This window comes from Planococcus sp. TJ-302, assembly GCF_058268455.1.
Genome location: NZ_JBZDOI010000001.1, coordinates 981,222 through 1,005,107 on the forward strand (window position 1 = coordinate 981,222; position 23,886 = coordinate 1,005,107).

Annotated in this window: 20 protein-coding genes and 1 other annotated feature; of the genes, 2 read left to right on the forward strand and 18 right to left on the reverse strand. The window is 49.5% G+C overall.

Going from position 1 to position 23,886, the window contains the following annotated elements:
- Window positions 1-16: 16 nt before the first annotated feature.
- Together AC4EHB_RS05055 and AC4EHB_RS05060 are read left to right on the forward strand one after the other, a co-directional pair.
- Window positions 17-1,681 carry an Rqc2 family fibronectin-binding protein gene (locus AC4EHB_RS05055; RefSeq protein ID WP_490980840.1) on the forward strand — a complete coding sequence of 555 codons (1,665 nt, stop codon included), beginning with the start codon at window positions 17-19 and terminating at the stop codon, window positions 1,679-1,681.
- Between the two features lie 197 nt (window positions 1,682-1,878).
- A complete protein-coding gene (locus AC4EHB_RS05060) occupies window positions 1,879-2,556 on the forward strand; it encodes an amino acid ABC transporter permease (RefSeq protein ID WP_490974501.1) in 678 nt (225 codons plus the stop codon).
- Between the two features lie 76 nt (window positions 2,557-2,632).
- Here the strand turns inward: AC4EHB_RS05060 and AC4EHB_RS05065 are convergent, their stop codons facing one another.
- The 18 genes from AC4EHB_RS05065 to AC4EHB_RS05150 form a co-directional block, all read right to left on the reverse strand.
- Complete coding sequence (locus tag AC4EHB_RS05065) at window positions 2,633-3,589, reverse strand: ABC transporter permease (RefSeq protein ID WP_490974502.1); 957 nt, start codon at window positions 3,587-3,589, stop codon at window positions 2,633-2,635.
- Complete coding sequence (locus AC4EHB_RS05070; protein ID WP_490981492.1) at window positions 3,582-4,487, reverse strand: ABC transporter ATP-binding protein; 906 nt, start codon at window positions 4,485-4,487, stop codon at window positions 3,582-3,584. Before AC4EHB_RS05070 ends, AC4EHB_RS05065 begins: the two co-directional genes overlap by 8 nt.
- A 203-nt stretch (window positions 4,488-4,690) precedes the next feature.
- Window positions 4,691-5,101: a VOC family protein gene (locus AC4EHB_RS05075; protein WP_490974503.1), complete on the reverse strand. Its 411-nt coding sequence runs from the start codon at window positions 5,099-5,101 to the stop codon at window positions 4,691-4,693.
- A gap of 102 nt (window positions 5,102-5,203) precedes the next feature.
- Entirely contained in the window at window positions 5,204-6,544 is a 1,341-nt protein-coding gene (gene dsdA / locus AC4EHB_RS05080) for a D-serine ammonia-lyase (protein ID WP_490980841.1), read from the reverse strand.
- Between the two features lie 341 nt (window positions 6,545-6,885).
- Complete coding sequence (gene pyrE, locus AC4EHB_RS05085) at window positions 6,886-7,515, reverse strand: orotate phosphoribosyltransferase (protein WP_490974505.1); 630 nt, start codon at window positions 7,513-7,515, stop codon at window positions 6,886-6,888.
- Window positions 7,512-8,201 carry an orotidine-5'-phosphate decarboxylase gene (gene pyrF, locus AC4EHB_RS05090; RefSeq protein ID WP_490980842.1) on the reverse strand — a complete coding sequence of 230 codons (690 nt, stop codon included), beginning with the start codon at window positions 8,199-8,201 and terminating at the stop codon, window positions 7,512-7,514. The genes pyrE and pyrF overlap by 4 nt, the downstream gene beginning before the upstream one ends.
- The gene (locus AC4EHB_RS05095; RefSeq protein ID WP_490980843.1) at window positions 8,198-9,112 is read right to left on the reverse strand and encodes a dihydroorotate dehydrogenase; all 915 of its coding nucleotides are present in this window, start codon (window positions 9,110-9,112) and stop codon (window positions 8,198-8,200) included. Before AC4EHB_RS05095 ends, pyrF begins: the two co-directional genes overlap by 4 nt.
- Window positions 9,109-9,876, reverse strand: a complete 768-nt coding sequence (locus AC4EHB_RS05100) for a dihydroorotate dehydrogenase electron transfer subunit (RefSeq protein WP_490974508.1) — start codon at window positions 9,874-9,876, stop codon at window positions 9,109-9,111. The genes AC4EHB_RS05095 and AC4EHB_RS05100 overlap by 4 nt, the downstream gene beginning before the upstream one ends.
- Window positions 9,873-13,061 (reverse strand): carbamoyl-phosphate synthase large subunit, encoded by a 3,189-nt coding sequence (gene carB, locus AC4EHB_RS05105; protein ID WP_490980844.1) that lies wholly within the window; start codon window positions 13,059-13,061, stop codon window positions 9,873-9,875. Before carB ends, AC4EHB_RS05100 begins: the two co-directional genes overlap by 4 nt.
- On the reverse strand, window positions 13,054-14,148 hold the full coding sequence (locus tag AC4EHB_RS05110; protein WP_490980845.1) for a carbamoyl phosphate synthase small subunit: 1,095 nt from the start codon (window positions 14,146-14,148) through the stop codon (window positions 13,054-13,056). Before AC4EHB_RS05110 ends, carB begins: the two co-directional genes overlap by 8 nt.
- Window positions 14,145-15,425 carry a dihydroorotase gene (pyrC, locus tag AC4EHB_RS05115; RefSeq protein ID WP_490974511.1) on the reverse strand — a complete coding sequence of 427 codons (1,281 nt, stop codon included), beginning with the start codon at window positions 15,423-15,425 and terminating at the stop codon, window positions 14,145-14,147. The genes AC4EHB_RS05110 and pyrC overlap by 4 nt, the downstream gene beginning before the upstream one ends.
- 2 nt (window positions 15,426-15,427) lie before the next feature.
- A complete protein-coding gene (locus tag AC4EHB_RS05120; RefSeq protein WP_490974512.1) occupies window positions 15,428-16,297 on the reverse strand; it encodes an aspartate carbamoyltransferase catalytic subunit in 870 nt (289 codons plus the stop codon).
- Between the two features lie 125 nt (window positions 16,298-16,422).
- Entirely contained in the window at window positions 16,423-17,712 is a 1,290-nt protein-coding gene (locus AC4EHB_RS05125; RefSeq protein WP_490974513.1) for a solute carrier family 23 protein, read from the reverse strand.
- An 18-nt stretch (window positions 17,713-17,730) separates the two neighbouring features.
- Window positions 17,731-18,270, reverse strand: a complete 540-nt coding sequence (gene pyrR, locus AC4EHB_RS05130; protein ID WP_490974514.1) for a bifunctional pyr operon transcriptional regulator/uracil phosphoribosyltransferase PyrR — start codon at window positions 18,268-18,270, stop codon at window positions 17,731-17,733.
- A gap of 191 nt (window positions 18,271-18,461) precedes the next feature.
- Entirely contained in the window at window positions 18,462-19,373 is a 912-nt protein-coding gene (locus AC4EHB_RS05135; protein ID WP_490981493.1) for an RluA family pseudouridine synthase, read from the reverse strand.
- A 5-nt stretch (window positions 19,374-19,378) separates the two neighbouring features.
- Window positions 19,379-19,855 carry a signal peptidase II gene (lspA, locus tag AC4EHB_RS05140; protein ID WP_490974515.1) on the reverse strand — a complete coding sequence of 159 codons (477 nt, stop codon included), beginning with the start codon at window positions 19,853-19,855 and terminating at the stop codon, window positions 19,379-19,381.
- A gap of 442 nt (window positions 19,856-20,297) precedes the next feature.
- Window positions 20,298-23,060, reverse strand: coding sequence for an isoleucine--tRNA ligase (ileS, locus tag AC4EHB_RS05145; RefSeq protein ID WP_490974516.1), 2,763 nt, complete (start codon window positions 23,058-23,060; stop codon window positions 20,298-20,300).
- 42 nt (window positions 23,061-23,102) lie between these two features.
- Window positions 23,103-23,311: a binding site (T-box leader), on the reverse strand.
- A gap of 42 nt (window positions 23,312-23,353) precedes the next feature.
- Window positions 23,354-23,869, reverse strand: a complete 516-nt coding sequence (locus AC4EHB_RS05150) for a DivIVA domain-containing protein (protein ID WP_490974517.1) — start codon at window positions 23,867-23,869, stop codon at window positions 23,354-23,356.
- Window positions 23,870-23,886 lie beyond the last annotated feature (17 nt).

Consider the following 23,886-nt stretch of genomic DNA (forward strand, 5'->3'; position numbering starts at 1 on the left):
GAAAGAGGGATTTTTAATGGCATTTGATGGATTATTTACAAGAGCGATGACGCGTGAGCTCCAACAGCTCGTGTCAGGCAGGATTTCAAAAGTTCATCAGCCCAATCAGCTTGAACTGCTTTTGCACATACGCGCGCAAGGGAAAAACCATAAATTATTAATTTCGATCCACCCGTCATATGCACGCATGCACCTCACCAATATGGCAAACACCAATCCGTCCGAACCTCCAATGTTCTGTATGCTGCTGCGCAAGCATATTGAAGGCGGCGTCATCTCGAGCATCAGCCAGCACGAAATGGACCGGCTCATCATTTTGAAAATCAAAAGCAAAAACGAAATCGGCGACGACATCGAACGCGAATTACATGTCGAATTGATGGGCAGGCATTCGAATGTCATCCTCGTCGACGCCGAACGGATGATGATTCTGGACAGCCTCAAGCATTTGCCGCCGAGCGTCAACTCGTTCCGCACCGTACTGCCAGGCCAACCTTATGTCTTCCCGCCGTCCCAGGAGAAAAAAGATCCATTCAGCTCTTCCACTGAACTCGAAGAACTCAGTGAACCTGAAATTGTCAGCGCTTATGCCGGATTTTCGCCGCTCAACGCACGTGAACTTGTCTACCGCCTTAACCAAACCGAAAACAAAGCCGAAGCAGCCGAGCAATACCTGAATGAATTCCTGAAAGAGCAGCCAACCGGCTATTACGTCGAACACGAAGGCAAAAGTTTCTTCTCTGCCGCGCCTTTGACGCATATCACTGGCAGCACACTCGAATTTCCAGCGCTTGGCGAATTATTGGACCGCATGTATTACGCCAAAGCAGAACGGGACCGCGTCAAACAGCAAGCTGGCGACCTTGAACGCTGGCTGCAAAATGAAATTGCCAAGCTGAAAGGGAAACTGAAAAAACTGAAGAAAGAGCAAGACCAGGCTGAAAAACGCGATTTGCTGCAATTGAACGGCGAGCTGATCATGGCGAACCTGCACCGCATGACCAAAGGATTGAAAGAAATCGATGCCGAAAATTATTACAACGGCGAAACCGTTCTGATTGCCTTGGATCCGCGGAAAACGCCGATTGAGAATTCCCAGAAATATTACTCACGCTATCAAAAAGCGAAAACTGCCCTTGTAAAAACGCAAGAGCAGATTGAGAAAACTGAAGATGATATCAACTATTTCGAAACGCTCATGCAGCAAGTCCAGCAAGCTGGCATTTCCGACATTGAAGAAATCCGTGAGGAGCTGGCGGAGCAAGGCTTCATGAAAGCACAGAAATCGAAGAAAAAGAAAAAACCTGTGAAACCTTCCGTCGAGTCTTACGTGTCGAGCGTTGGCGTGCAGATATCAGTTGGCAAAAATAACAAGCAGAACGATTATGTAACATTCAAAGTAGCATCGAAATCCGACACCTGGCTGCACACGAAAGACATTCCCGGCTCGCATGTCGTCATCCATTCGAACGATCCGGATGAAACGACGATCTTGGAAGCCGCAACCATCGCTGCTTATTTCAGCAAAGCGCGCGGATCGAGCTCCGTGCCGGTCGATTACACTGAAGTCCGTCAAGTGAAAAAGCCAAGCGGCGCCAAACCGGGCTTTGTCATTTATTTTGAACAGAAAACGGTGTTCGTCACCCCTGACGAAGACTTAGTCATCAAATTGAAAAAATAGACAGTGGGCGGGAAGGCTTTGAAGCCTTCCCGCTTTTTCTATGCTTGCAGAGTTAACAGCGAAAACCAAGAAAATTTTTTGTTTACATAACATTTATATTGTATTTCAAGTGAACCAGACATTGCCGTGTCCCTCTGGAAATGCTATGTTTTTAAAGGACTTTTCTATTCTAATCAATTGCATTGGAGGTTTTCTCTTTGAATGATATTGAATGGGGGCTCCTTTTTGACCCTCAACTGGCTATAGATTCGCTGCCATACGTCTTGGGCGGTATCGGGTACACGTTATTGATCTCAATAGTCAGCATGGCAATCGGCCTGGTACTCGGCTTTTTCCTGTCTCTCGCCAGAACCGCACCCTACCGCCTGCTGGAATGGCCTGCGCGCTTGTATATCTCATTCATGCGCGGCGTTCCGATTTTGGTCATCCTGTTCCTGCTGTACTTCGCATTGCCCGTCATCGGCATCCAGTTCACCGCTGTGCAAGCGGCTTTGATCGGGTTTTCCATCAATTCTGCTGCCTATATTGCAGAAGTGTTCCGCTCATCGCTCGCTTCTGTCGACAAAGGGCAATGGGAATCGGCCCGCGCATTGGGGCTGACTTATTGGCAGTCGATGCGTCGCATCATCTTGCCGCAATCCGTGCGCATTGCGATTCCACCGCTGTCGAATGTCTACCTCGATTTGATCAAAGCGTCTTCGCTCGCAGCGATGATCACCGTGCCTGAAGTCTTCCAAAAAGCCCGCGTCGTCGGTGCCCGCGAATACGATTTGCTGACACTGCTTATCCTAGTAGCGCTCATCTACTGGGCCATCTGTTCGGTCATGACTGTGCTGCAGAATTATTTGGAGAAACGGTTTGAAGAATACCTGTAAATTTTTCTTTGCCAGCCGAATAAAAGATCAAAAAAAGGCCGAGCCTCCAGAAATGGAGGTTCGGCCTTTTTTGTATTTAATTCCCTGCAATATCCCTTTTCGTGAACGCTGTCCAAGCCGCTGCCATGAAAATGGCAAAATAAATGGCCAGCATGGAAAGTGAAAACGCCAGCGACATGCCCTCGATCATCGGCTCGGAGCCGTTGAAATATTGCTGGAGATTCGTATTTGCAAACAGGATATACTTAGACCAACTGTATTGCGAAACGAAAGCTACAAGCGTATTGCCGGCCATCATCAAGAATATTGCCAAGCCGATTGCCATGCCGCTGCTCCGGAAGATCGTCGAAATCATGAAGGCGAACGTTGCCATCATCACCAAGGTCACCATGCCAAAACCGTAGCCTTGCAGGATTTCTTTAAGAACTGAGGTTTGCTCATAGCCCGTTGCTGTCTCTTGCACAATCATCGGCGACATACCGTTCAGCCCGAACAGCAGCGCTCCCACAATCCAGGAAGCAGCCAACATCGAAACCAATAACGCCAAAGCAAACAACAATACCGACACATATTTAGACAATAAAATCTTGCTGCGTGAAATCGGGCGGATCAGCAGCAGCTTGATCGTGCCCCATTTGAATTCATTGGAAACGATTCCCGCTGCAATAATGATGGTGAACAAGCTTAGCAGCGAAGTGAGTGCTGCGTTTTCCAGCACGTACTCCCAGCCGTCATAAGGCAAGGGCTTGATGTCATTTTCCAAGTAGTACTCGTTTTTCTGGATCAAGAACGGATTCGAAAACCCAGCAAACTCGTCTTCTTCCATCTCTTTCGCCAGCGCCGCATTTTCTTTCTGCAATTCCGATTGCCAATCTGCGCCGTACTCTTCTGTCTGAATCCCGGAATCCATAAATTTCGCCAGCAGACCGGTACCAAGGACGATTGCCGCAATGAGCGCAATCATAATCCATGTCGATTTTTTGGCATATAATTTTATCTGTTCGTTCCACACCAGCTTCAGGAAATTATTCAATTGCGTTCTCTCCAATCAAGTCAAAGAATTTATCTTCCAGCGTCGATTGCAGAACTCGCACCCCGTAGACATCCATTCCTCTATTGACGAGGTTTTTCAAAATTTGCGGGATATCCTCTCGTTTTGCCGAGACAATCAGTTCTTTTTTATTGATGCCGATGGTTTGATCCATTTCACTTTGCAGATAATCCTTGGCCATTTCAAGCGGATGCACCTCGATATGGACATCTTTTAAGACGCTATGATCTTCCACATTCTTGACGGATTCGATGGCGATCAATTCGCCTTTTTTGATGACGCCAATCCGGTCGCACATCAGTTCAATTTCCGACAACAAATGGCTAGAAACGATGACCGCGACATTTTCTTTTTCAGCCAAATTGCGTATGTATTTCCGGATTTCCCGAATACCTGATGGGTCGAGACCATTTGTCGGCTCATCGAGGATCAGGATCGATGGCCGATGAAGCAGCGCCTGCGCAATGCCGAGCCGCTGCCGCATGCCCAGCGAGTAGCGGCCTGCTTTTTCATGGATGGCATTTCCCAAGCCAACCAATTCAACCACTTCCTTAATCCGTTCTTGAGAAACGCCTTCCGTCATTCGCGCATATTGCTGCAAGTTTTTCCAGCCGCTCAGGAATGGGTACATTTCCGGATTTTCCACGATAGCCCCGACATGGCGAATAGCTTCTTTGAAATCATCTTTTATGCTTTTTCCTTCGATCAGCACATCACCTTCTGTGATATCCATCAAGCCGACCATCATTCGGATCGTCGTCGTCTTCCCTGCGCCGTTCGGCCCCAAAAAGCCAAAAACTTCACCTGCTTTGATTTCGAATGTCAAACCTTTGATAATCGACTTGTTGCCAATGGTTTTCTTTAATTCAATTAATTGCATTGCTGTTGCTGGATTAGCCAAGAAAACACCTCCATAAATTTAACTTCTATACAGCTATACGAATTGTTTGCAATAAAGTTTCCATTTTTGGAAATTAGTTTCGCAACGAAAGAAATAATTCCCCTCAAAAGAACTCTATCGCTACAACGGACGGCAAAAAAGCGCTGAATCCAATAAAGTGGATTCAGCGCTTTTCGGAGCGTTTAAGGGGTGAAGCTTTCTTCCATATAAATCACTTCCCATAAATGTCCGTCCGGATCCTGGAAACTCCAGCCATACATATATTCGTCGTCCATCTTGTCATTGGATGCCGAACCTCCTGCTGCTAGCGCTTTGCCTACCAAGTCATCGACGCTTTCTTTGCTGTCGGCCGAAATCGCCACGATCACTTCCGAGTTTTTTGTAGGGTCAGCCAATTCTTTCTTGGTAAATTTCTTAAAGAAGTCCTCGGTCAAGAGCATGACGAAGATATTTTCCCCGACAATCATGCATGTTCCTTTTTCATCCGTCATTTCAGCATTAAATTCAAAACCGAGCTGTGTAAAAAAATCGTTGGATTTTTGCAAGTCTTTTACTGCCAAGTTGACAAAAATCATCTTTGCTTTGAGTGCCATACTTCCTCCACCTTTCCAGTGAATTTATTGCTGTATTTATTCGCTGAAAATCGAAAGAGTCCTGCTGAATTTGTAAGATTCTTCAAAAAGGAGGCGAATGGACTATTTCAATGAAGCCAATAATTCCTTGCCTTTGGCATAAAAATGGTGCTGGTCGTCATCCGGAACAAGCGCTCCTCCCGTCGCCCATAAGAGATGGTTGGCATTATCCATATTTAGGCCTTTCGCTGCCGCGTAACCTGTGGCCAAAATTTTCTGCGGTCCTGGAAACCCGGCCGCTGCTGACGGTTCGATGAACATGCCTTCGCTGTCAGACAAGAGCTTCAGCAACTTGAATAATTCATCATCTTCTAAGGTGTAAGCGCCGCTGACCAATTGTTCGCTGCTGCTTGAGGCAAAGCTCGATGGCCGGCCGACCGCAAGCCCATCTGCTTCCGTCCGGTTGTCGATGCCGAAATCTTGCACACAGACGCTTTCCTTTTCACCCGTCAACAAGCCGATCAGCACGGCCGGTGAATGGGTTGGCTCAGCAAAAAAGCAATGTACAGAATCACCATAGATTTGCTTTAAGCCGAAAGCGATGCCGCCAGGAGCCCCGCCGACGCCGCATGGCAAATAGACAAAGAGTGGATGATCCACGTTGACAATGACTCCTTGCTCCTGCAATTGCATTTTCAGCCGGAAAGCAGCTGTGCTATAGCCGAGGAATAAATGCCGCGATTTTTCGTCATCGACAAAGTAGGCAGTTGGATCCCGTTTTGTGGCTTCCCGTCCTTCCGAAATCGCTTTGCTGAAATCACCGCTGCATTCCCGCACAGTTGCGCCTTTTGCACGCAATAAACTTTTCTTCCATTGTTTGGCATCGTCTGACATGTAAACGGTCGTCCGGAAACCAAGCTTTGCCCCAACAATTCCGATGCTCAAGCCGAGGTTTCCTGTTGAACCCACACCAATCGAATAGCCGTTGAAGAACCGGTGGAACCGTTCACTGGCAAATTGGCTGTAATCTTTTGAAGCATCAATCATGCCAGCAGCCAATGCCATCTGTTCTGCATGCTGCAGTACTTCGTAAATGCCGCCGCGCGCTTTGACAGACCCCGCTATCGGCAGCTCGTTATCGCATTTTACGTAAAGCCCGCCTGTAATGCCCGCTTGAAAAAATGAATTCAATTGCTGCTTCATACCGTCAACGCGTTTCAGCGGCGATTCGATGATGCCGCCTTGTCCCGCAGTCTCTGGAAACGCCTTGGCAATAAAGGGCGCAAACCGCTCCCATAATGCTTCCGCTCGTTCCATGTCTTGCCGGTCTAAGGCCAAACCTTCCACTTCCGCCATTTTCCGTGCGCTGGAATTAAGCCACGTAACTTCCTTAAGCTCGATAATGTTTCTTAATAATGGGTATCGTTTTATCCAGACTTCGATTTCATTCACATTGAACGCCATATAAATCCCCTTTCTTTTCCATATTGCTTATTGCTTATTGCTTATTGCTTATTGCTTTCATCATACAAGAAGCACAGTAGGATTTCAGCAAAATTTCCGACATTTTCATTGGAATTTATTATCTGATCAGGTGTAGTTGTTAATTTTTTGCCGCACCGAATGAAAAAACGATATCTTGCTGTCATTTCGAATACTTTATTTCCAATATTTTCATTTACTTCCTTTGCGGCCGAAAATACTTTCCGTTTAGACCCTTTTGCTATCCCACAGAGCTAAAATACTTCCCTATTGCCCCAAAATACTTTCCAACACCGCAGAAATAAAAAAAGCCGACCCTCGGGTCAGCTCTTTAATGTGCCAGCTTTCAAGTTTTCATGCCAATCTGCCAGCATCGGCAAATCTTCTTCGCGGATCGCTCCGGTGTCGATCGCTTCTTCAACAAGCGCAGGGAAATTCGTCAAAGTATGGAATGTAAAACCCGCTTCCCGGATGGCGTCGATCGACTGCGGCAAATCATACGTGAAGATTGCCACGATGCCCAGCACGTCGAATCCGGCCGCTTTCAAGCCTTCTGCCGCTTGCAGCACCGAACCACCTTTGGAAATCAAATCTTCCACGACCACCACTTTTTGTCCCTTTTCGACTTTGCCTTCAACCATATTGCCCTGGCCGTGTTCTTTCGCTTTCGAGCGCACGTACACCATTGGCAGTTCCAGCAAGTCGCTGACCCATGCCGCGTGCGGAATGCCGGCTGTCGCTGTACCCGCGACTACTTGGCAATCCGGGTAAAATTCTTCGATTAGCCCAGCTAGACCTTTGGCGATTTCTTTGCGCACCGAAGGATAGGACATCGTTAGGCGGTTATCGCAGTAGATCGGTGATTTAACGCCTGATGCCCAGATAAAAGGTTCATGCGGACGCAATTCGATCGCCCCGATGCTCAATAATTGCCGCGCAATATGCTGTTTCATAAGAGTCCGCTCCATTCGTTTTTGATTTGGCTATAGCTTGCAGCCGGATTTTCGGCTTTAGTGATGGCTCGGCCGACGACAATATGCGTCGAACCTTGAAGCCTCGCCCCTTGTGGCGTGGCGATGCGTTTTTGGTCATCCGCCGCTGTGTCTGCCGGACGGATGCCTGGTGTGACGCGCATGAAGCTTTCGCCGCACGCTTCGCCGATTGCGCCCGCTTCAAACACCGAGCATACCACACCATCAAGCCCCGCTTGTTTCGCCTTTTTCGCGTAATGCAGCACCGATTCGTGGAGGCTAGCGCTAATCATTTGATCGCTGTGCATCTGTTCTTCACTTGTTGACGTCAATTGTGTCACGGCAATCAATTTTGTCTGAGAACCTGAAAGCCCGCGCTTAGCTGCTTCCATCATTTCGACACCGCCTGCCGCATGGACATTCGTCATATCGACGCCCAGTTTCGCGAGTCCGCGCATGGCTGATTCGACCGTGTTCGGAATGTCATGCAATTTCAGATCCAGGAAAATGTCGTGCCCCATCGCTTTGATGGCATGCACCAAGGCCGGGCCTTCTTGGTAGAACAATTCCATGCCCACTTTGACAAATAAAGAATCGTCAAAACGGCTTAAAAATTCCTCTACTTGCTGTTTCGTGGAAAAATCGAGTGCGATGATGGGTTTATTCACAGGCGATGGCTCCTTCCGACCAATTCTTCTACCGATTCAAATCCGAGTTCGTGCAGTTTTTCCGGCAATGCCGCAATGATTTCAGGGCATATGAACGGGTTGACGAAGTTCGCCGTACCGACCGCTACTGCATTGGCTCCGGCAGACAGGAAATCGATGACATCCGTGACGTCAGTGATGCCGCCCATGCCGATGATCGGCAGATCTGTATGCTTGCGGACTTCATAAACCATCCGCAGCGCAACCGGTTTGATGGCAGGGCCTGATAAGCCGCCTGTGATGTTCGCAATGACCGGCCGGCCTGTTTTTGGGTCTAGGCGCATGCCGAGCAATGTATTGATCATTGTGATGCCGTCCGCTCCGCCTTCTTCGACCGCTTTTGCAAGTTGCACGATGTCGGTGACGTTCGGCGATAATTTGACATACACCGGCACTGATGAAACGTCCTTCACGGCACGCGTCAACGCTCTCGCGATATCCGGGTCCGTGCCGAACGTGATGCCGCCTTGTTTGACGTTCGGGCAAGAGATGTTCAATTCCAGCGCATGGACGTTCGGTGCACTGGAAATCGCACGCGCGACTTCAACGTAATCTTCCGTTTGTGAGCCCGCAACGTTGGCGATGATCGATGTATCGTATTGCTCGAGCCAAGGCAATTCCGAAGCCATGACCTTTTCAAGGCCCGGATTTTGCAAGCCGATGGCATTCAGCATGCCGGAGCTTGTTTCCGCAACACGAGGCGTCGGATTGCCGAGGCGCGTTTCAGCAGTTGTCGCTTTGATCATGATGGCACCAAGCTGGGATAAATCATATAGCTGTGAATATTCCTTGCCGAAACCGAAGCAGCCTGAAGCTGGCATGATCGGGTTTTTCAGGTTGAGGCCTGGCAAACTCACTGTTAAATTTGTCATACAATCACCACTCCCGCTGGAAATACCGGACCATCTGAGCAAACTTTGATGTAATCCGTCTCGCTTTTAGTCGTCCGGCAGACACAGGCAAAGCACGCACCGATGCCGCAGCCCATCCGCTGTTCATAGGACAGGAAGCCCTGCTTTTCCGGATATGCCCATTGCACAGCTTCAAGCATAGCTGTCGGGCCACAGCTGTAATACGTGTCGAAATCCTTCGGCAACTCATTGAGGATATGCGTTACAAAACCTTGGGTGCCATGGGAGCCGTCGACGGTCGCAATATGCGTCTCGCCGAGTTCCTTGAATTTCGCTTCATAGAATACAGCCTCTTTGCTTTCAAAGCCCAGAATATGGACCGTTTCAACGCCTTTGGCATTCAATTCTTTCGCTAGTTGGTAAAGCGGCGGCACGCCGATGCCCCCTCCAATCAAATAGGCTTTTGTCTTGGCGGCATCGACATCAAATCCGTGGCCCAGCGGTCCAAGCACATCAATTGTTGCCCCGACCGCTTTCTCCGCCAAAAGGTTTGTGCCGCGCCCTTCAGCTCGGTAAATCATCGTGAACTGTGATTCTTCCCGGTTGATTTCCGCGATGGAAATCGGGCGGCGCAGCAGCGGCTCAAACGAATCCGCTACCCGGATGTGAACAAATTGCCCTGGTTCTAGCATGTCCTGCACTAAATCGCCTTTGACCGTCAATTCGAAAATGTGGCGGGCAATCTGCTGCTGCGAGACGACAACCATTTTTTCTTGTCTGATCATAGGCCTGCCCCCATCTCTTCAGCTGAGAATGTCATCGATTCGATGACGCCGAGCATGGCGCGTGCAGTATCAAGCGAAGTTAAACATGGCACACCGTTTTCTACAGATTCGCGGCGAATACGGAAACCGTCGCGTTCAGGCTGTTTGCCTCTCGTCAATGTGTTGATGACCAGCTGCGCGCGGCCGTTTTGGATTGCATCGACCAAAGTCGCGCCTTGTTCGCCGATTTTGCCGATTTCCTTAACGCGGATTCCGGCTTCTTCAAGCGTTTTCGCTGTACCTTCTGTCGCCATGATCTGGTAGCCGATTGCCGTAAAGCGTTTGGCAAGGCCAATCGCCTCTTCTTTATCTTTATCGGAAACCGTCATCAGCACGGTGCCGTGATCTTTTATTTCCATTCCTGCTGCGACAAGCCCTTTATAAAGCGCTTTTTCAAGCGTCGCGTCTTTGCCCATGACTTCCCCTGTCGATTTCATTTCAGGGCCAAGCGTAATATCAACGCGACGCAATTTCGCGAACGAGAACACCGGCACTTTGACGTAGACACCTTTAGCAAGCGGCGCGAGCCCAGGCGTGTAGCCTTGGCTGACGATCGACTGCCCCAGTATCGCCTTCATGGCAATGTTCGCCATCGGAATGGCTGTGATTTTGCTCATGAACGGCACTGTCCGGCTTGACCGTGGGTTGACTTCAATAACAAAAACTTCGCCTTTGGAAATGACGTACTGGATATTCAACAAACCGACGATGTTCAAGCCCTTGGCAAGGCGAGTCGTATAGTCCACCAATGTATGGAGCAATTCATCCGAAATGTTCTGGGTCGGGTATACCGCAATCGAGTCACCGGAATGGACGCCTGCGCGTTCGATGTGTTCCATGATGCCGGGAATCAGGACGTTTTCCCCGTCTGAAATGGCGTCTACTTCAATTTCGATCCCCGTCAAGTAACGGTCGACCAAGACTGGATGTTCCGGGCTCGCTTCGACGGCATGCTCCATATAATAACGCAAATCCTCTTCGTTATAGACAATTTCCATTGCGCGCCCGCCAAGTACGTAGGAAGGGCGGACAAGGACCGGATAGCCGATGTCGCCTGCGATGACGGCCGCTTCCTGCGCCGATACCGCTGTTTTGCCAAGTGGCTGCGGAATGCCGATCTCGTGCAGCGCCGCTTCGAATTTATTGCGGTTTTCCGCTCGGTCCAGATCTTCAAGAGACGTCCCAAGAATCTTCACGCCGTGCTGTTCAAGCTTTTCAGCCAAGTTGATGGCCGTTTGCCCGCCGAATTGGACGACGACGCCTTTCGGCTGCTCGATTTCAATAATGTGCATGACATCCTCAACGGTTAACGGCTCGAAATACAATTTATCGGAGATCGAGAAATCGGTCGAGACGGTTTCCGGGTTGCTGTTGATGATGATTGCTTCATAGCCCGCTTCTTTGATTGCCCATACCGAATGGACGGTGGCGTAATCGAATTCGACTCCTTGGCCGATGCGGATCGGACCGGAACCGAGGACGATAATGCTTTCCTTGTCCGTTTTCACCGATTCGTTTTCGTCTTCGTACGTACCATAGAAATAAGGCGTTTCGGATTCGAATTCAGCCGCGCATGTATCCACCATTTTGTAGACAGGCATCAACCCTTGCTCTTTGCGCCATTCATAGACCGCTTCTTCGGAATTTTCCCACAGCATCGCGATTGTCTTGTCCGCAAAGCCCATTCGTTTCGCTTTTTTCGCTACAGAAAAATCGAATGGATGGTCTTTCAATACTTCCTCATAGCGGACGAGGTTCTCGAACTTCTTCAGGAAGAATAAATCAATTTGGCTCCAGTCGTGGATTGCTTCGATCGTCACGCCGCGGCGCAATGCTTCACCGATAAAGAACAAGCGTTCATCGCCTGCGCGGCGGATGCGTTTCTCGATCCATTCGTCGCTCATGCCCGCTCCGTTCTTCAATGCCAAATGGAACTGGCCTGTTTCCAGCGAACGCACAGCTTTCATAATTGCTTCTTCGAAAGTCCTGCCCATTGCCATGACTTCGCCTGTCGCTTTCATTTGCGTGCCGAGATTGCGTTTTGCTGATTCGAATTTATCAAACGGCCAGCGCGGAATCTTCGCGACCACGTAGTCGAGCGCCGGTTCAAAAGCTGCATAGGTGCGGCCCGTTACTGGGTTCATCATTTCATCAAGCGTCAAACCGACGGCAATTTTCGCCGCAAGCTTAGCAATCGGGTAGCCTGTCGCTTTTGAAGCCAAGGCAGACGAGCGGCTGACCCGCGGATTCACTTCGATGATGTAGTAATTGAAGCTGTCCGGATCGAGCGCCAGCTGCACGTTGCAGCCGCCTTCGATTTTCAATGCCCGGATGATTTTGAGTGATACATTGCGGAGCATCTGATATTCGCGGTCTGACAAAGTCTGGCTTGGTGCCACGACGATCGAGTCGCCTGTATGGATGCCGACCGGATCGATGTTTTCCATATTGCACACCACGATCGCTGTATCGTTGGCGTCGCGCATTACTTCATATTCGATTTCCTTAAAGCCGGCAATCGATTTTTCCAGCAGGCATTGCGTTACCGGGCTGTATTTCAAACCGCTTGTAACGATTTCCTGTAAATCTTCATCATTATGGCAAATGCCTCCGCCAGTGCCGCCCAGCGTGAACGCCGGGCGCACGATGACCGGATAGCCGATTCGTGCAACAAATGCTTTCGCTTCTGTCATGTTGTGGATGATATCGGAATCTGGAACGGGTTCGCCCAGTTCGTTCATCAAAGTACGGAACAAGTCGCGGTCTTCCGCTTTATGGATTGCTGCCAGTTTGGTGCCGAGAATTTCGATTTCAAGCTCGTCGAGAATCCCCGACTCGTCCAACTCGATTGCCATGTTCAAGCCTGTTTGCCCGCCCAATGTCGGCAGCAAAGCGTCCGGCCGTTCTTTGCGCAAAATGCGGCTGACAAACTCAAGTGTGATCGGTTCGATGTAAACTTTGTCCGCAATTTCTGTGTCCGTCATGATTGTCGCTGGATTGGAGTTGATCAGGATGACCCGGTAGCCTTCTTCTTTCAAAGCTAAACATGCTTGAGTTCCTGCGTAATCGAATTCTGCTGCTTGTCCGATGACGATCGGCCCCGATCCGATCACCAGAATGCTTTTAATATCTTGTCTTTTAGGCATATTGCTGCTCCTTTCGGTTTGCGCTCATCATTTCGATAAAACGGTCAAACAGGTAATTCGAATCTTCCGGCCCTGGTGAGGACTCCGGATGGTATTGCACAGTGAAAGCCGGATAATCCAAATGCGACAACCCTTCATTGGTGCCATCGTTCAGCGCGCGGTGCGTCACTTTCAGGCGCGTGCCCTGCAGCGTGTCTTCATCGACCGCGTAGCCATGGTTCTGTGAAGTGATTTCCACTTTGCCGGTTGTCAAGTCCTTCACCGGATGGTTGCCTCCGCGGTGGCCGAATTTCAATTTAAATGTTTCTGCTCCGCAAGCTCGTGCGAACAGCTGATGGCCCAGGCAAATCCCAAAAACCGGTACCTGTCCAATCAATTCCCCCACTACTTCAACGCATTCCGGGACATCTTTCGGATCCCCTGGCCCGTTCGACAGCATGACGCCGTCCGGCCCCCAAGCCATGATTTCCTTCGATGGCGTATTGTAAGGCACGACGATAACATCGCAATCGCGGTTATTCAGTTCACGCAGAATGCCGTGTTTCATGCCGTAATCGATCAGCACGACGCGCTTGCCGCGCCCCGGGCTTGGATAAGGCCGAGCCGTGGAAACTTGCGCCACTTGGTCCCGCGGCATCACCGTGTTCTGCAATTTTCCTACCACTTCATTGACGTCTACTTCTTCATCCGCTGCAGTTAAAACGCCTTTGATCGACCCTTTCGAACGGATCAGGCGCGTCAATTTGCGTGTGTCGATTCCGGCGATTCCCGGTATGCCTTTGCGCTGGAACAGCTCATCCAAAGTCGAATTGCAGCGGAAGTTTGACGGAAAATCCGCCACTTCACGTACGACCATGCCTTTGACTGCCGGTTCGATCGATTCGAAGTCATCGCTGTTGATGCCGTAATTGCCGATCAACGGATAGGTCATCGTAACGATCTGGCCGCAATAAGAAGGATCCGACAAAATTTCCTGATAGCCCGTCATGCTCGTATTGAATACCACTTCCCCGACTGATGCTGCCGTACCGCCGAATGCTTCCCCTTCAAACACCGTTCCGTCTTCTAAGATCAAATAACGTTTCATAGGTTTGTTTCCTCCTGCCAAGCGATTTGTCCTTCGAATATCGTCATTACCGGCCATCCTTTGCATGCCCATCCGCCGAATGGCGTGTTCTTGCCTTTTGATAAAAATCCGTCTACGTTGATTGGCTGTTCTTTCTCCAGATCCAGCAGCACCAAATCGGCTGCTTGCCCAGCTTCAATCTTCCCATAAGGCAACCCGAATGTTTCACATGGCTTTTTCGTCATCCAGTCAATTAGCTGTTGAAGCGTCCATTTCCCTGTTTCGACGTAATGCGTGTACAGCAGCGGAAACGCCGTTTCCAAGCCAACGATTCCAAATGGAGCCTTGTCCATCCCGTTCGCTTTTTCTTCTAGCGTGTGCGGCGCGTGGTCCGTCACAATAAAGTCGATCGTGCCGTCCAGTAATCCTTCGTGCAGCGCTTCTACATCTTCCTTTGCCCGGAGCGGCGGGTTCATTTTCCAGTTTGCATCGTCCCCCGGAATGTCATCTTCGCTGAGCAGCAAATGGTGCGGGCATACTTCAGTCGTCACATGGACGCCTGCGCGCTTTGCTTCCCGGATGATGCGGACCGATTCTTTTGTTGACACGTGGCAGACATGATAATGCGCGCCAGCTGCCTCAGCGAGAAGGATATCCCTTGCGATATGGACCGATTCTGCCACCGACGGTATGCCTTTCAGCCCCAATTCCTTGCTGCGCTTCCCTTCGTGCATGACACCATCGTAGATCAGGCTATTGTCTTCACAATGCGCGACAATCGTCATGTTAAGCGCAGCTGCGTCCTGCATCGTCTCAAACATCATGGCGGCTTGCTGAATTCCGACGCCGTCATCTGTAAACGCGAACGCGCCGTTATCTTTTAGTTCCTGTAAATTCGTGCGTTCTTTCCCTGCTTCGCGGATAGTGATGGAAGCGTACGGCAAAACCCGGATAAGCGCATTTTTCTCGATCAAGTTATTGACAAGCTGCAAGTTTTCTTTCGTGTCCGGCACCGGCCGCGTATTCGGCATAGCAGAGATGGTTGTGTACCCGCCTTTTGCCGCTGAACGCGTACCGCTTGCGATCGTTTCTTTTCCTTCGCCGCCCGGTTCACGCAAATGCACATGAACGTCTACAAAACCTGGTGCGATCATCCGGCCATTGCCGTCTATTTCTGTTTCCCCTTGTGAAGCCAATCCGCTTCCGATGTCAGCGATTTTGCCGTCCGCCACCCTTATATTTGTTAAAGCCATTTCGCCCTCTGTTAGCATGTTTACATTTTTGATAAATAAATTCATTCTTAATCTCTCCCTTTCATTGCGTATTCAAGCACTGCCATCCGGACGAATACGCCATTGGCCATTTGTTTGAAAATCCGTGAACGTTCGCATTCCACCAGGCTATCTGCAATTTCCACACCGCGGTTTATCGGGGCTGGGTGCATGATGATCGCCGAATCTTTCATTTTCCGTTCCCGTTCCAGGGTCAAGCCATACTTCTCGTAATAATCCTCTTTTGAAAACAGCGCAGATACCGCATGACGCTCATGCTGGACCCTCAACATCATCACGACGTCTGTGTGGCCAATAAAGTCATCGAGTTTTTCGGACGTTTTGTATTCTCCGCTCCATTCTTCCGGGCAGATGAAGGACACATTCGCTCCTAGCTTCTCAAGCGCAGAAGCGTTCGATTTTGCCACCCGGCTATGGGCGATATCTCCGACAATCGTGACATGGATGCCCTCAATGCGGCCGAACTCCTGATGGATCGTCAACAGGTCCAAAAGTGACTGCGTCGGGTGCTGCCCTGAACCGTCCCCTCCGTTAATGACGGCGACATCGCAGCCGATCAACTGTTCATAATAAGCTTCTTCTTCGTGCCGTATGACGACAGCGTCAACGCCGATTGCTTCAAGCGTCTTCACTGTATCGTATAAGGTTTCGCCTTTCAGAATGCTTGAAAACGCTGTTTCAAAAGGCAGTACGGTCATGCCCAGCTTATGCTCAGCCATTTCAAAGCTCATTTTCGTCCGGGTACTCGGTTCAAAGAATAAATTGACCGCCGTACCGGCCAGTTCGCTCCGCCCCCCTTTTTCAAACTCATCCGCCCGCTGCAGCAAGGCCATGATGACGGCGTTGTCCATGTTTTCCATGCTCAATACATTCGGCACATCATTTCACTCCTTTGTATAAAAAAATACCTTCCCAGGAGCAGGAAGGTATGAGGAAAAAAGTGCAGTCTATGCCCTTTTCCACTTCCCTTTCCATGCCTCTCTGGACATTCATTAAAAGGTGGTTATTCAGTTTCGAAATCAATTTCCTGTTTGACGCGTCCCGGCAAAATCAAGTTCAGCAAGACGCCGATGATTGCCGCAAGCGCCATTCCTTCGATCGAGAACGTTTCACTGAACTCGATTTTCGCTCCGCCAATCCCGATAACCAGGATGACTGATGAGATGACCAAATTGCGTTTTTCGCCGAAATCGATTTTATTGTCGACCAGCATGCGCAGGCCCGATGAAGCGATGATGCCGAACAGCAGGATGGAAATCCCGCCAAGCACTGCGGCTGGAATTGTTTCGATGGCCGCCATCAGTTTGCCGAAGAAAGAAAATCCTATGGCGAACACGGCAGCGCCGATGATGACGTAGATGCTGTAGACCCGCGTGATGGCCAAGACGCCGATGTTTTCACCGTATGTGGTTTTAGGTGGTCCGCCGACCAGTGAAGACACAAGCGTCCCAAGGCCATCTCCAAGGATCGACCGGTGAAGGCCCGGGTCTTTTATGTAATTGCGTTTGACGATTTTTCCAAGAACGAGCTGGTGGCCGATGTGTTCTGATATGGTGACGATTGCGATCGGTACCATGATGAACAGCAATGTCGGCGTTATAGTGAAGCTGTAATCGATGCCCGGCAGCAGAAAGTCCGGCACTTGGAACCAGCTCGTTTCGCCAATCACCGTGTAATCGATGATGCCGATTGCCGCTGAATAAGCGTAGCCGACCACGATGCCGATCAGAATTGGCATGAGGCTGATGATGTTTTTGAAATAAAGATTGCAGATGATGGCTGTGGCTAATGTTACCAGCGCAGCTGAGAAATGCAGCATGCTGTACTGCGATCCGCCGTCCGCTGTCGGGATGTTCATCGCCATTCCAACCGCGGTGCCTGATAAGGCTAGACCGATAACGATAATGACAGGGCCGACAACTATCGGCGGCAGCAGGTCCATGAGCCAGCGGTAGCCGGTCTTCCAGATGAGCAAGGCTGTCAAAGCGTACACCACCGAGACGAACATGGCGCCGATCATCGCTGATCCGATGCCTCCGGTTTCCGTGGCGATCGTAATCGGCACGATAAATGCGAATGATGAGCCAAGATAAGCCGGTACTTTAAACTGGGTGATAAGGATGAAGATGATGGTTGCGATGCCGCTTGTCAAAAGCGCAATCGCCGGGCTCAGGCCCACGAGTTTCGGAACCAAAATTGTCGCTCCGAACATGGCGAACATATGCTGCAGGCTCAAGGAGATCCATTGGGCCGTTTTCGGTTTGTCATGTACATCCAATATTGCTTCAGTCACAGTCAATTCTCTCCAATCCTATTCGTGTATTGCTACGCGGTCGCTGCCGTCGCTTTCTATCATTTGAACGACGATGCGCTCGTTGCTTGAGGTCGGGATGTTTTTGCCGACGAAATCGGCTCGGATTGGGAGTTCCCGGTGCCCCCTGTCGATCAGGACCGCCAATTGAATCTGTGCCGGGCGCCCGAGGTCCATAACCGCGTCCATCGCGGCTCGGACTGTGCGGCCTGTGTAAAGGACATCATCCACCAGCACGACTTTCTTGTTCGAAATGTTATGCGAGATGTCCACTTGCTGAACAAGAGGTTCCTGATTCTTGTTCTTGAGGCTCAAGTCATCCCGGTAAAGCGTGATGTCTAGTTCACCTGTCATGATCGGCTTGCCTTCAATCTGCTCGATTCGGTCGGCCAGGCGCTTTGCGATGAAAGCGCCCCGCGTCTTAATGCCGACGAGCACACATTCATCAATGCCTTTGTTGCGCTCGATGATTTCATGCGCGATGCGGGTGATTGCCCGCGCAATTGCTTTTTCATCTAAAATATCCGCTTTCTCTACCATGCTTACACTCCTTTACCAAATAAAAAACCCTCTTGCCAGAGGGCAAGAGGGTTTATGCGCAGTAAAATTAGGCACGGAGGGACCATTCCTCCGGCTTTCGCGTAATACCTTCTCAGCCTCTCTGGACTGATATTAAAGGTGATGCTTATTCGATTGATTTTTCTCAGTATAAAGCAGGACGTTCCGCTTTGTCAATCCTTGTCGCGGAGAGATTCCAACAGCTCAGAGAATTCTGCCGGCGGTTCAGTTGTGAACTCCAGGTATTCGCCCGATTTCGGGTGGATGAAACCGATGACTTCAGCATGCAATGCCTGTCCGCCGCAATCTAAGGTTTTCTTCGGTCCGTATTTCGGATCGCCGACCAGCGGGAAGCCGATGTATTTCATATGGACCCGGATTTGGTGCGTGCGCCCAGTTTCCAAACGGCATTCCACCAATGTGTAATTGCCAAAACGCTCTAAAACACGGAAATGGGTGACGGCATTCTTGCCTTTGTCGATAACCGCCATTTTTTGGCGATCTTTCGAATCGCGTCCAATCGGTGCATCAATTGTCCCTTTATCGTGCGGGATGTGGCCGTGCACAAGTGCTACGTATTTCCGTGTAACTGTTTTCTTCACCAATTGATCAACTAGCGAATTATGCGATGCGTCGTTTTTCGCGACCATCAGCAATCCGGACGTATCTTTGTCGATGCGGTGGACAATGCCTGGGCGGACCACTCCGTTGATGCCAGACAAATCTTTAATCTGGAACATCAAACCGTTGACCAATGTGCCTTTTGAGTGGCCTGGTGCTGGATGTACAACCATGCCTTTCGGCTTGTTGACGACGAGCACATCTGCGTCTTCGTAAACGATCTCTAAATTCAGATCTTCCGGCACAACGTCCAGCTCTTCCAAGGAAGGCGGCGTGACGACAATGATGTCTTCGGGGCGTACTTTGTAATTCGGCTTAACGATCTCGCCATTGACTTTCACTGCGCCATCTTTCACCCAGTTTGCAATTTGCGAGCGCGACCAGTCTTCGTCGATCGATGATACAGCTTTATCGATGCGGACTCCGGACATTTCTTCAGTAATTTGTATTGTCAAATCTTCAATTTCCATTAAGACACCTTTTTCTTTTGTTGTTTTTCGTCATAAAAAACGAATATGACCATTAGTACTACACCAACTGTCAATGCTGCATCAGCTACATTGAAAATCGGAAAATCGTAATTGATGATGGGAATGAGCACATCTACAAAATCGACGACTTCGCCCCTCGCCATGCGGTCGATGAAATTCCCTATCGCTCCGCCCAGAATCAGCATCAAGCTCCATTGGAACAGCGGCTGACCTTTGGCATGCTTGTGGAAATAATAGATGATGCCGATGATCACGCCGACCGTAATGATGGCAAACAGCCACATCTGGCCTTCCAGCATCCCCCAAGCCGCTCCACGATTGCGGTGTGACAGCCAGCCCAGGTAAGGATCAATGACCGGAATGCGTTCACCCAGTTCCATATTCTTCAACACGAGCCATTTGGTCCACTGGTCGATGGCTACGATCAGTACAGCTATTGCATAATAAATAAACATGTGTTTCCCCCGTCAATTCAGCAGTCATCCTATTTTACCACAAACCGCCCCAAAAGAATATCAGGCTCTGCAAGTCTGAATCTGCTCCGAATATATAAGTTGAACCAATGAATATTCATAATCGATATTCCGCAAAACAGCTACGCTTGCCGCGGGCGAGCGCCAAGCCTCCTCAGTCGCTTCGCTCCCTGCGGGGTCTCGGCAGTCTCGCTTTCCCGCAGGCGTCTCCGCTGTTTTGCTCCATATCGAGAGATCTCTGAGCGGAGGCGCGTCAAAGGGCTAGGCGAAGCAATGAGACGAGTGGTCTTCTCGGCTCATGGCGAGAGCCATGCCCAAAGCGACCGAAGCGATTTTTAATATGATGCTTCTTTAGTTCAACTTATTTAACAGAAAAAAGTCCAGAACACCGGAGACTCCGGCATTCCAGACCTTTTCATCTTACTTAAGCGAATTGCTTTTCTACTACATTTGCGCAGCGCGGGCATAATGCCGGATGCGCTTTGCTCGTGCCGATTTCTTGTGAAATCGTCCAGCAGCGTTCACATTTCTCGCCTGGTGCTTTTTGGACTACAACTGCAGTGTCCCCGAATTTCAACGCGTGTTCTGGAGCCTGCTCCAAAGAACCGCCAAATTCATATTGGGAGACGATGAACAATTGAGCCGGATTGTCGTCGATTGAAGTTAAAAGACTGCGAAGTTCACTGCTTCCGTAAACTGTCACTTTGGCTTCAAGAGATTTACCGATTGTTTTTGCAGCGCGCGCTTCTTCAAGCGCTTTTAGCACATCGTCGCGCTTGTCCATGAATTTCGACCATTTCGCATCCAATCCTTCGAATGCAGGGTTTTTATCCACTTCAGGGAAGTCAACCAGTTGAACACTGTCTTCGGTTACGAAATCAAGATAGCTCCACATTTCATCAGTTGTATGCGGAATGATCGGCGTCGCCAATTTCAAAATCGCCATCAGCGAGTCGAACATTACTGTCTGCATCGCTCGGCGGTGTGGATGGTTGGCCGCTTCGATATAGACAACGTCTTTCGCAACATCCAGATAGAACGAGCTCAAATCATTCGCGCAATAGCCGTTCAATGCGTGGTAAATGGATGAGAATTCATACGTCTCGTAGCCTTTGCGTACTGTTTCGATCATCTTCTGCAGCTTCATGGCCATATATTGGTCCATTTCGCGCATGTCTTCAAAAGCGACGCGGTGTTCTTGTTCATTGAAATCAGCCAGGTTCCCGTGAAGGAATTTCAACGTATTGCGGATTTTGCGGTAAACTTCAGAAACTTGCTTGAAGTTTTCGTCTGAAACGCGCACATCTGCCGTGTAATCGACTGAAGCAACCCACATGCGCAAGATGTCCGCTCCCATTTGGTTCATGACTTTTGAAGGCACGATAACGTTGCCGAGCGATTTGCTCATTTTCCGTCCATTGCCGTCAAGCGTAAAGCCGTGGCTTAAAATGCCTTTATATGGAGCGATGCCATTGATTGCGACACTTGTCGTCAGCGATGAGTTGAACCAGCCGCGGTATTGGTCTGAACCTTCCAGATAAAGGTCTGCCGGATAGTTCAGTTCTTCCCGTTCTACTAACACCCCTTGATGGGATGAACCTGAGTCGAACCAGACGTCCATGATGTCCGTCTCTTTCGTGAATTTGCCATTCGGGCTGCTAGGATGCGTAAAGCCTTCTGGCAATAGCTCCTCAACAGAACGCTCAAGCCAAACGTTCGATCCGTGTTCACGGAACAAACCGGCGATATGGGCAATCGTTTCTTCCGTGATGACAGGATCGCCATTTTCAGCGTAAAACACCGGAATCGGGACGCCCCAGACACGCTGGCGCGAAATATTCCAATCGCCGCGGTCGCGCAGCATATTGAACAGGCGGGTTTCGCCCCATGCCGGAGTGAATGTTGTTTCATTGATTGCTTTCAGGATTTGGTCGCGGAAAGCATCGATTGATACGAACCATTGCGCCGTAGCACGGTAGATGACAGGTTTCTTCGTGCGCCAGTCATGTGGATATGAGTGGGTGATGAATGATAATTTTTCCAGCGCGCCGGCATTGTCCAACGCTTCCGTGATTGTTTTATTGGCTTTATCGTAAAATTCCCCTTCAAAACCTGGAGCTTCAGCAGTCATGACGCCGCGCTCATCAACCGGGCACAGGACATCCAAACCGTACTTTTTACCAACCAGGAAATCGTCTTCCCCATGTCCAGGTGCCGTGTGTACGCAGCCTGTACCGGAATCCGTTGTAACATGCTCTCCCAGCATTACCAAAGAAGTACGGTCGTATAATGGATGTTTCGTCAAAATGTGCTCAAGTTCAGCACCTTTGAGCTCACGCACCACTTCGTAATCCACCCATTCCAATTCTTTCGCCACTTCATCCAATAAAGCGCGTGCGATGACGAATAACGAACCGTTCACTGAAACTTCCACGTAATCCAATTCCGCGTGTACCGTGATTCCAAGGTTAGCAGGAATTGTCCATGGCGTAGTTGTCCAGATGATCAATTTTGTGCCTTCAGCCAAAACACCTTTGCCGTCCGTTACCGGGAACGACACATAGATAGAAGGAGATTTTTTGTCGTGATATTCGATTTCTGCTTCAGCCAGCGATGATTCGCTTGACGGGGACCAGTAAACCGGTTTCAAGCCTTTATAGATATAGCCCTTATTCGCCATTTTGCCAAAGACTTCGATTTGCCGCGCTTCATAAGCAGGCGCTAGCGTGACATACGGATTTTCCCAATCTCCCCGTACACCGATGCGTTTAAACTGCGAACGCTGGTTGTCGATTTGCTCATAAGCATATTCTTCACAAAGCTTGCGGAATTCGGCAAGCGACATTTCCTTGCGGTTAACGCCTTTGTTCGTCAGCGCTTGTTCGATCGGCAACCCGTGTGTGTCCCAACCTGGAACGTAAGGAGCATTAAAGCCCATCATTGAACGAGAGCGGACAACCATATCTTTTAGCACTTTGTTCAAGGCATGGCCCATATGAAGATCGCCATTCGCATATGGCGGCCCATCATGAAGAATGAAGAACGGACGCCCTTTTGTCCGGTCTTGAACTTTTTTATAGATATCCATTTCTTCCCATTTTTTTTGCATTTCAGGTTCGCGGTTCGGCAAATTGCCCCGCATCGGAAAATCTGTTTTCGGCATCAATAACGTATCTTTGTATTCCACTGTAATTCCTCCTAAGAACATAATAAAAAGCCCCCATCCCTGGAAAGGGACGAGAAGCTCTCGCGGTACCACCCTTGTTGCAGCCAAAGCTGCCACTCGAACGCCGTATCGTGGCTTAACGGAAGCGGCTACTGTGATTCGCCGATTCTGCTCAAGAGTGATGTTCCCCAAAACATTGTCACCAGGCTCACACTATCCCTGGCTCGCTTTGTCGAATATGGATTGGGTACTGTCTCTGTCTACGCATTTTTTATATTTTATAATTATAAAAGTTGGATCTACCAGCGTCAAGCTTAGTAGACTTCTCTTTTCTCTTCAAGTTTGTCCAACGTCGTCGTGTCGATGTCATATTCCATCAACGTTTCCCAATCATCCGTGTCGATCAGATCAAGCTGCGCTTCCACCAGCATTCTGAAACGGTTGCGGAAAACCTTTGACTGCTTTTTCAGCTCATCAATTTCCATGGCAATGCGGCGGGCTTTCGTCAATGATTCGTTAACGATGCGGTCTGCATTTTTTTCTGCTTCCCGTACAATCAACTTCGCTTCTTTTTGAGAATTGCGGCGCACTTCCTCAGCGGCTTCCTGTGCAATGACAATCGACTTTTGAAGCGTCGTTTCAATCGTTGTAAAATGTCCGACGCGCTCATCCGTCTGTTTCAGGCGGTCTTCAAGCTCTTTCTTTTCGCGCATAAGCATTTCGTAATCCTTGATGATCTGGTCCAGGAATTCATTTACTTCGTCTTCCTGATAGCCGCGGAATCCTCGGCCGAACTCTTTATTATGTATATCCAAAGGGGATAATGGCATTTTGTGAACCTCTCCTT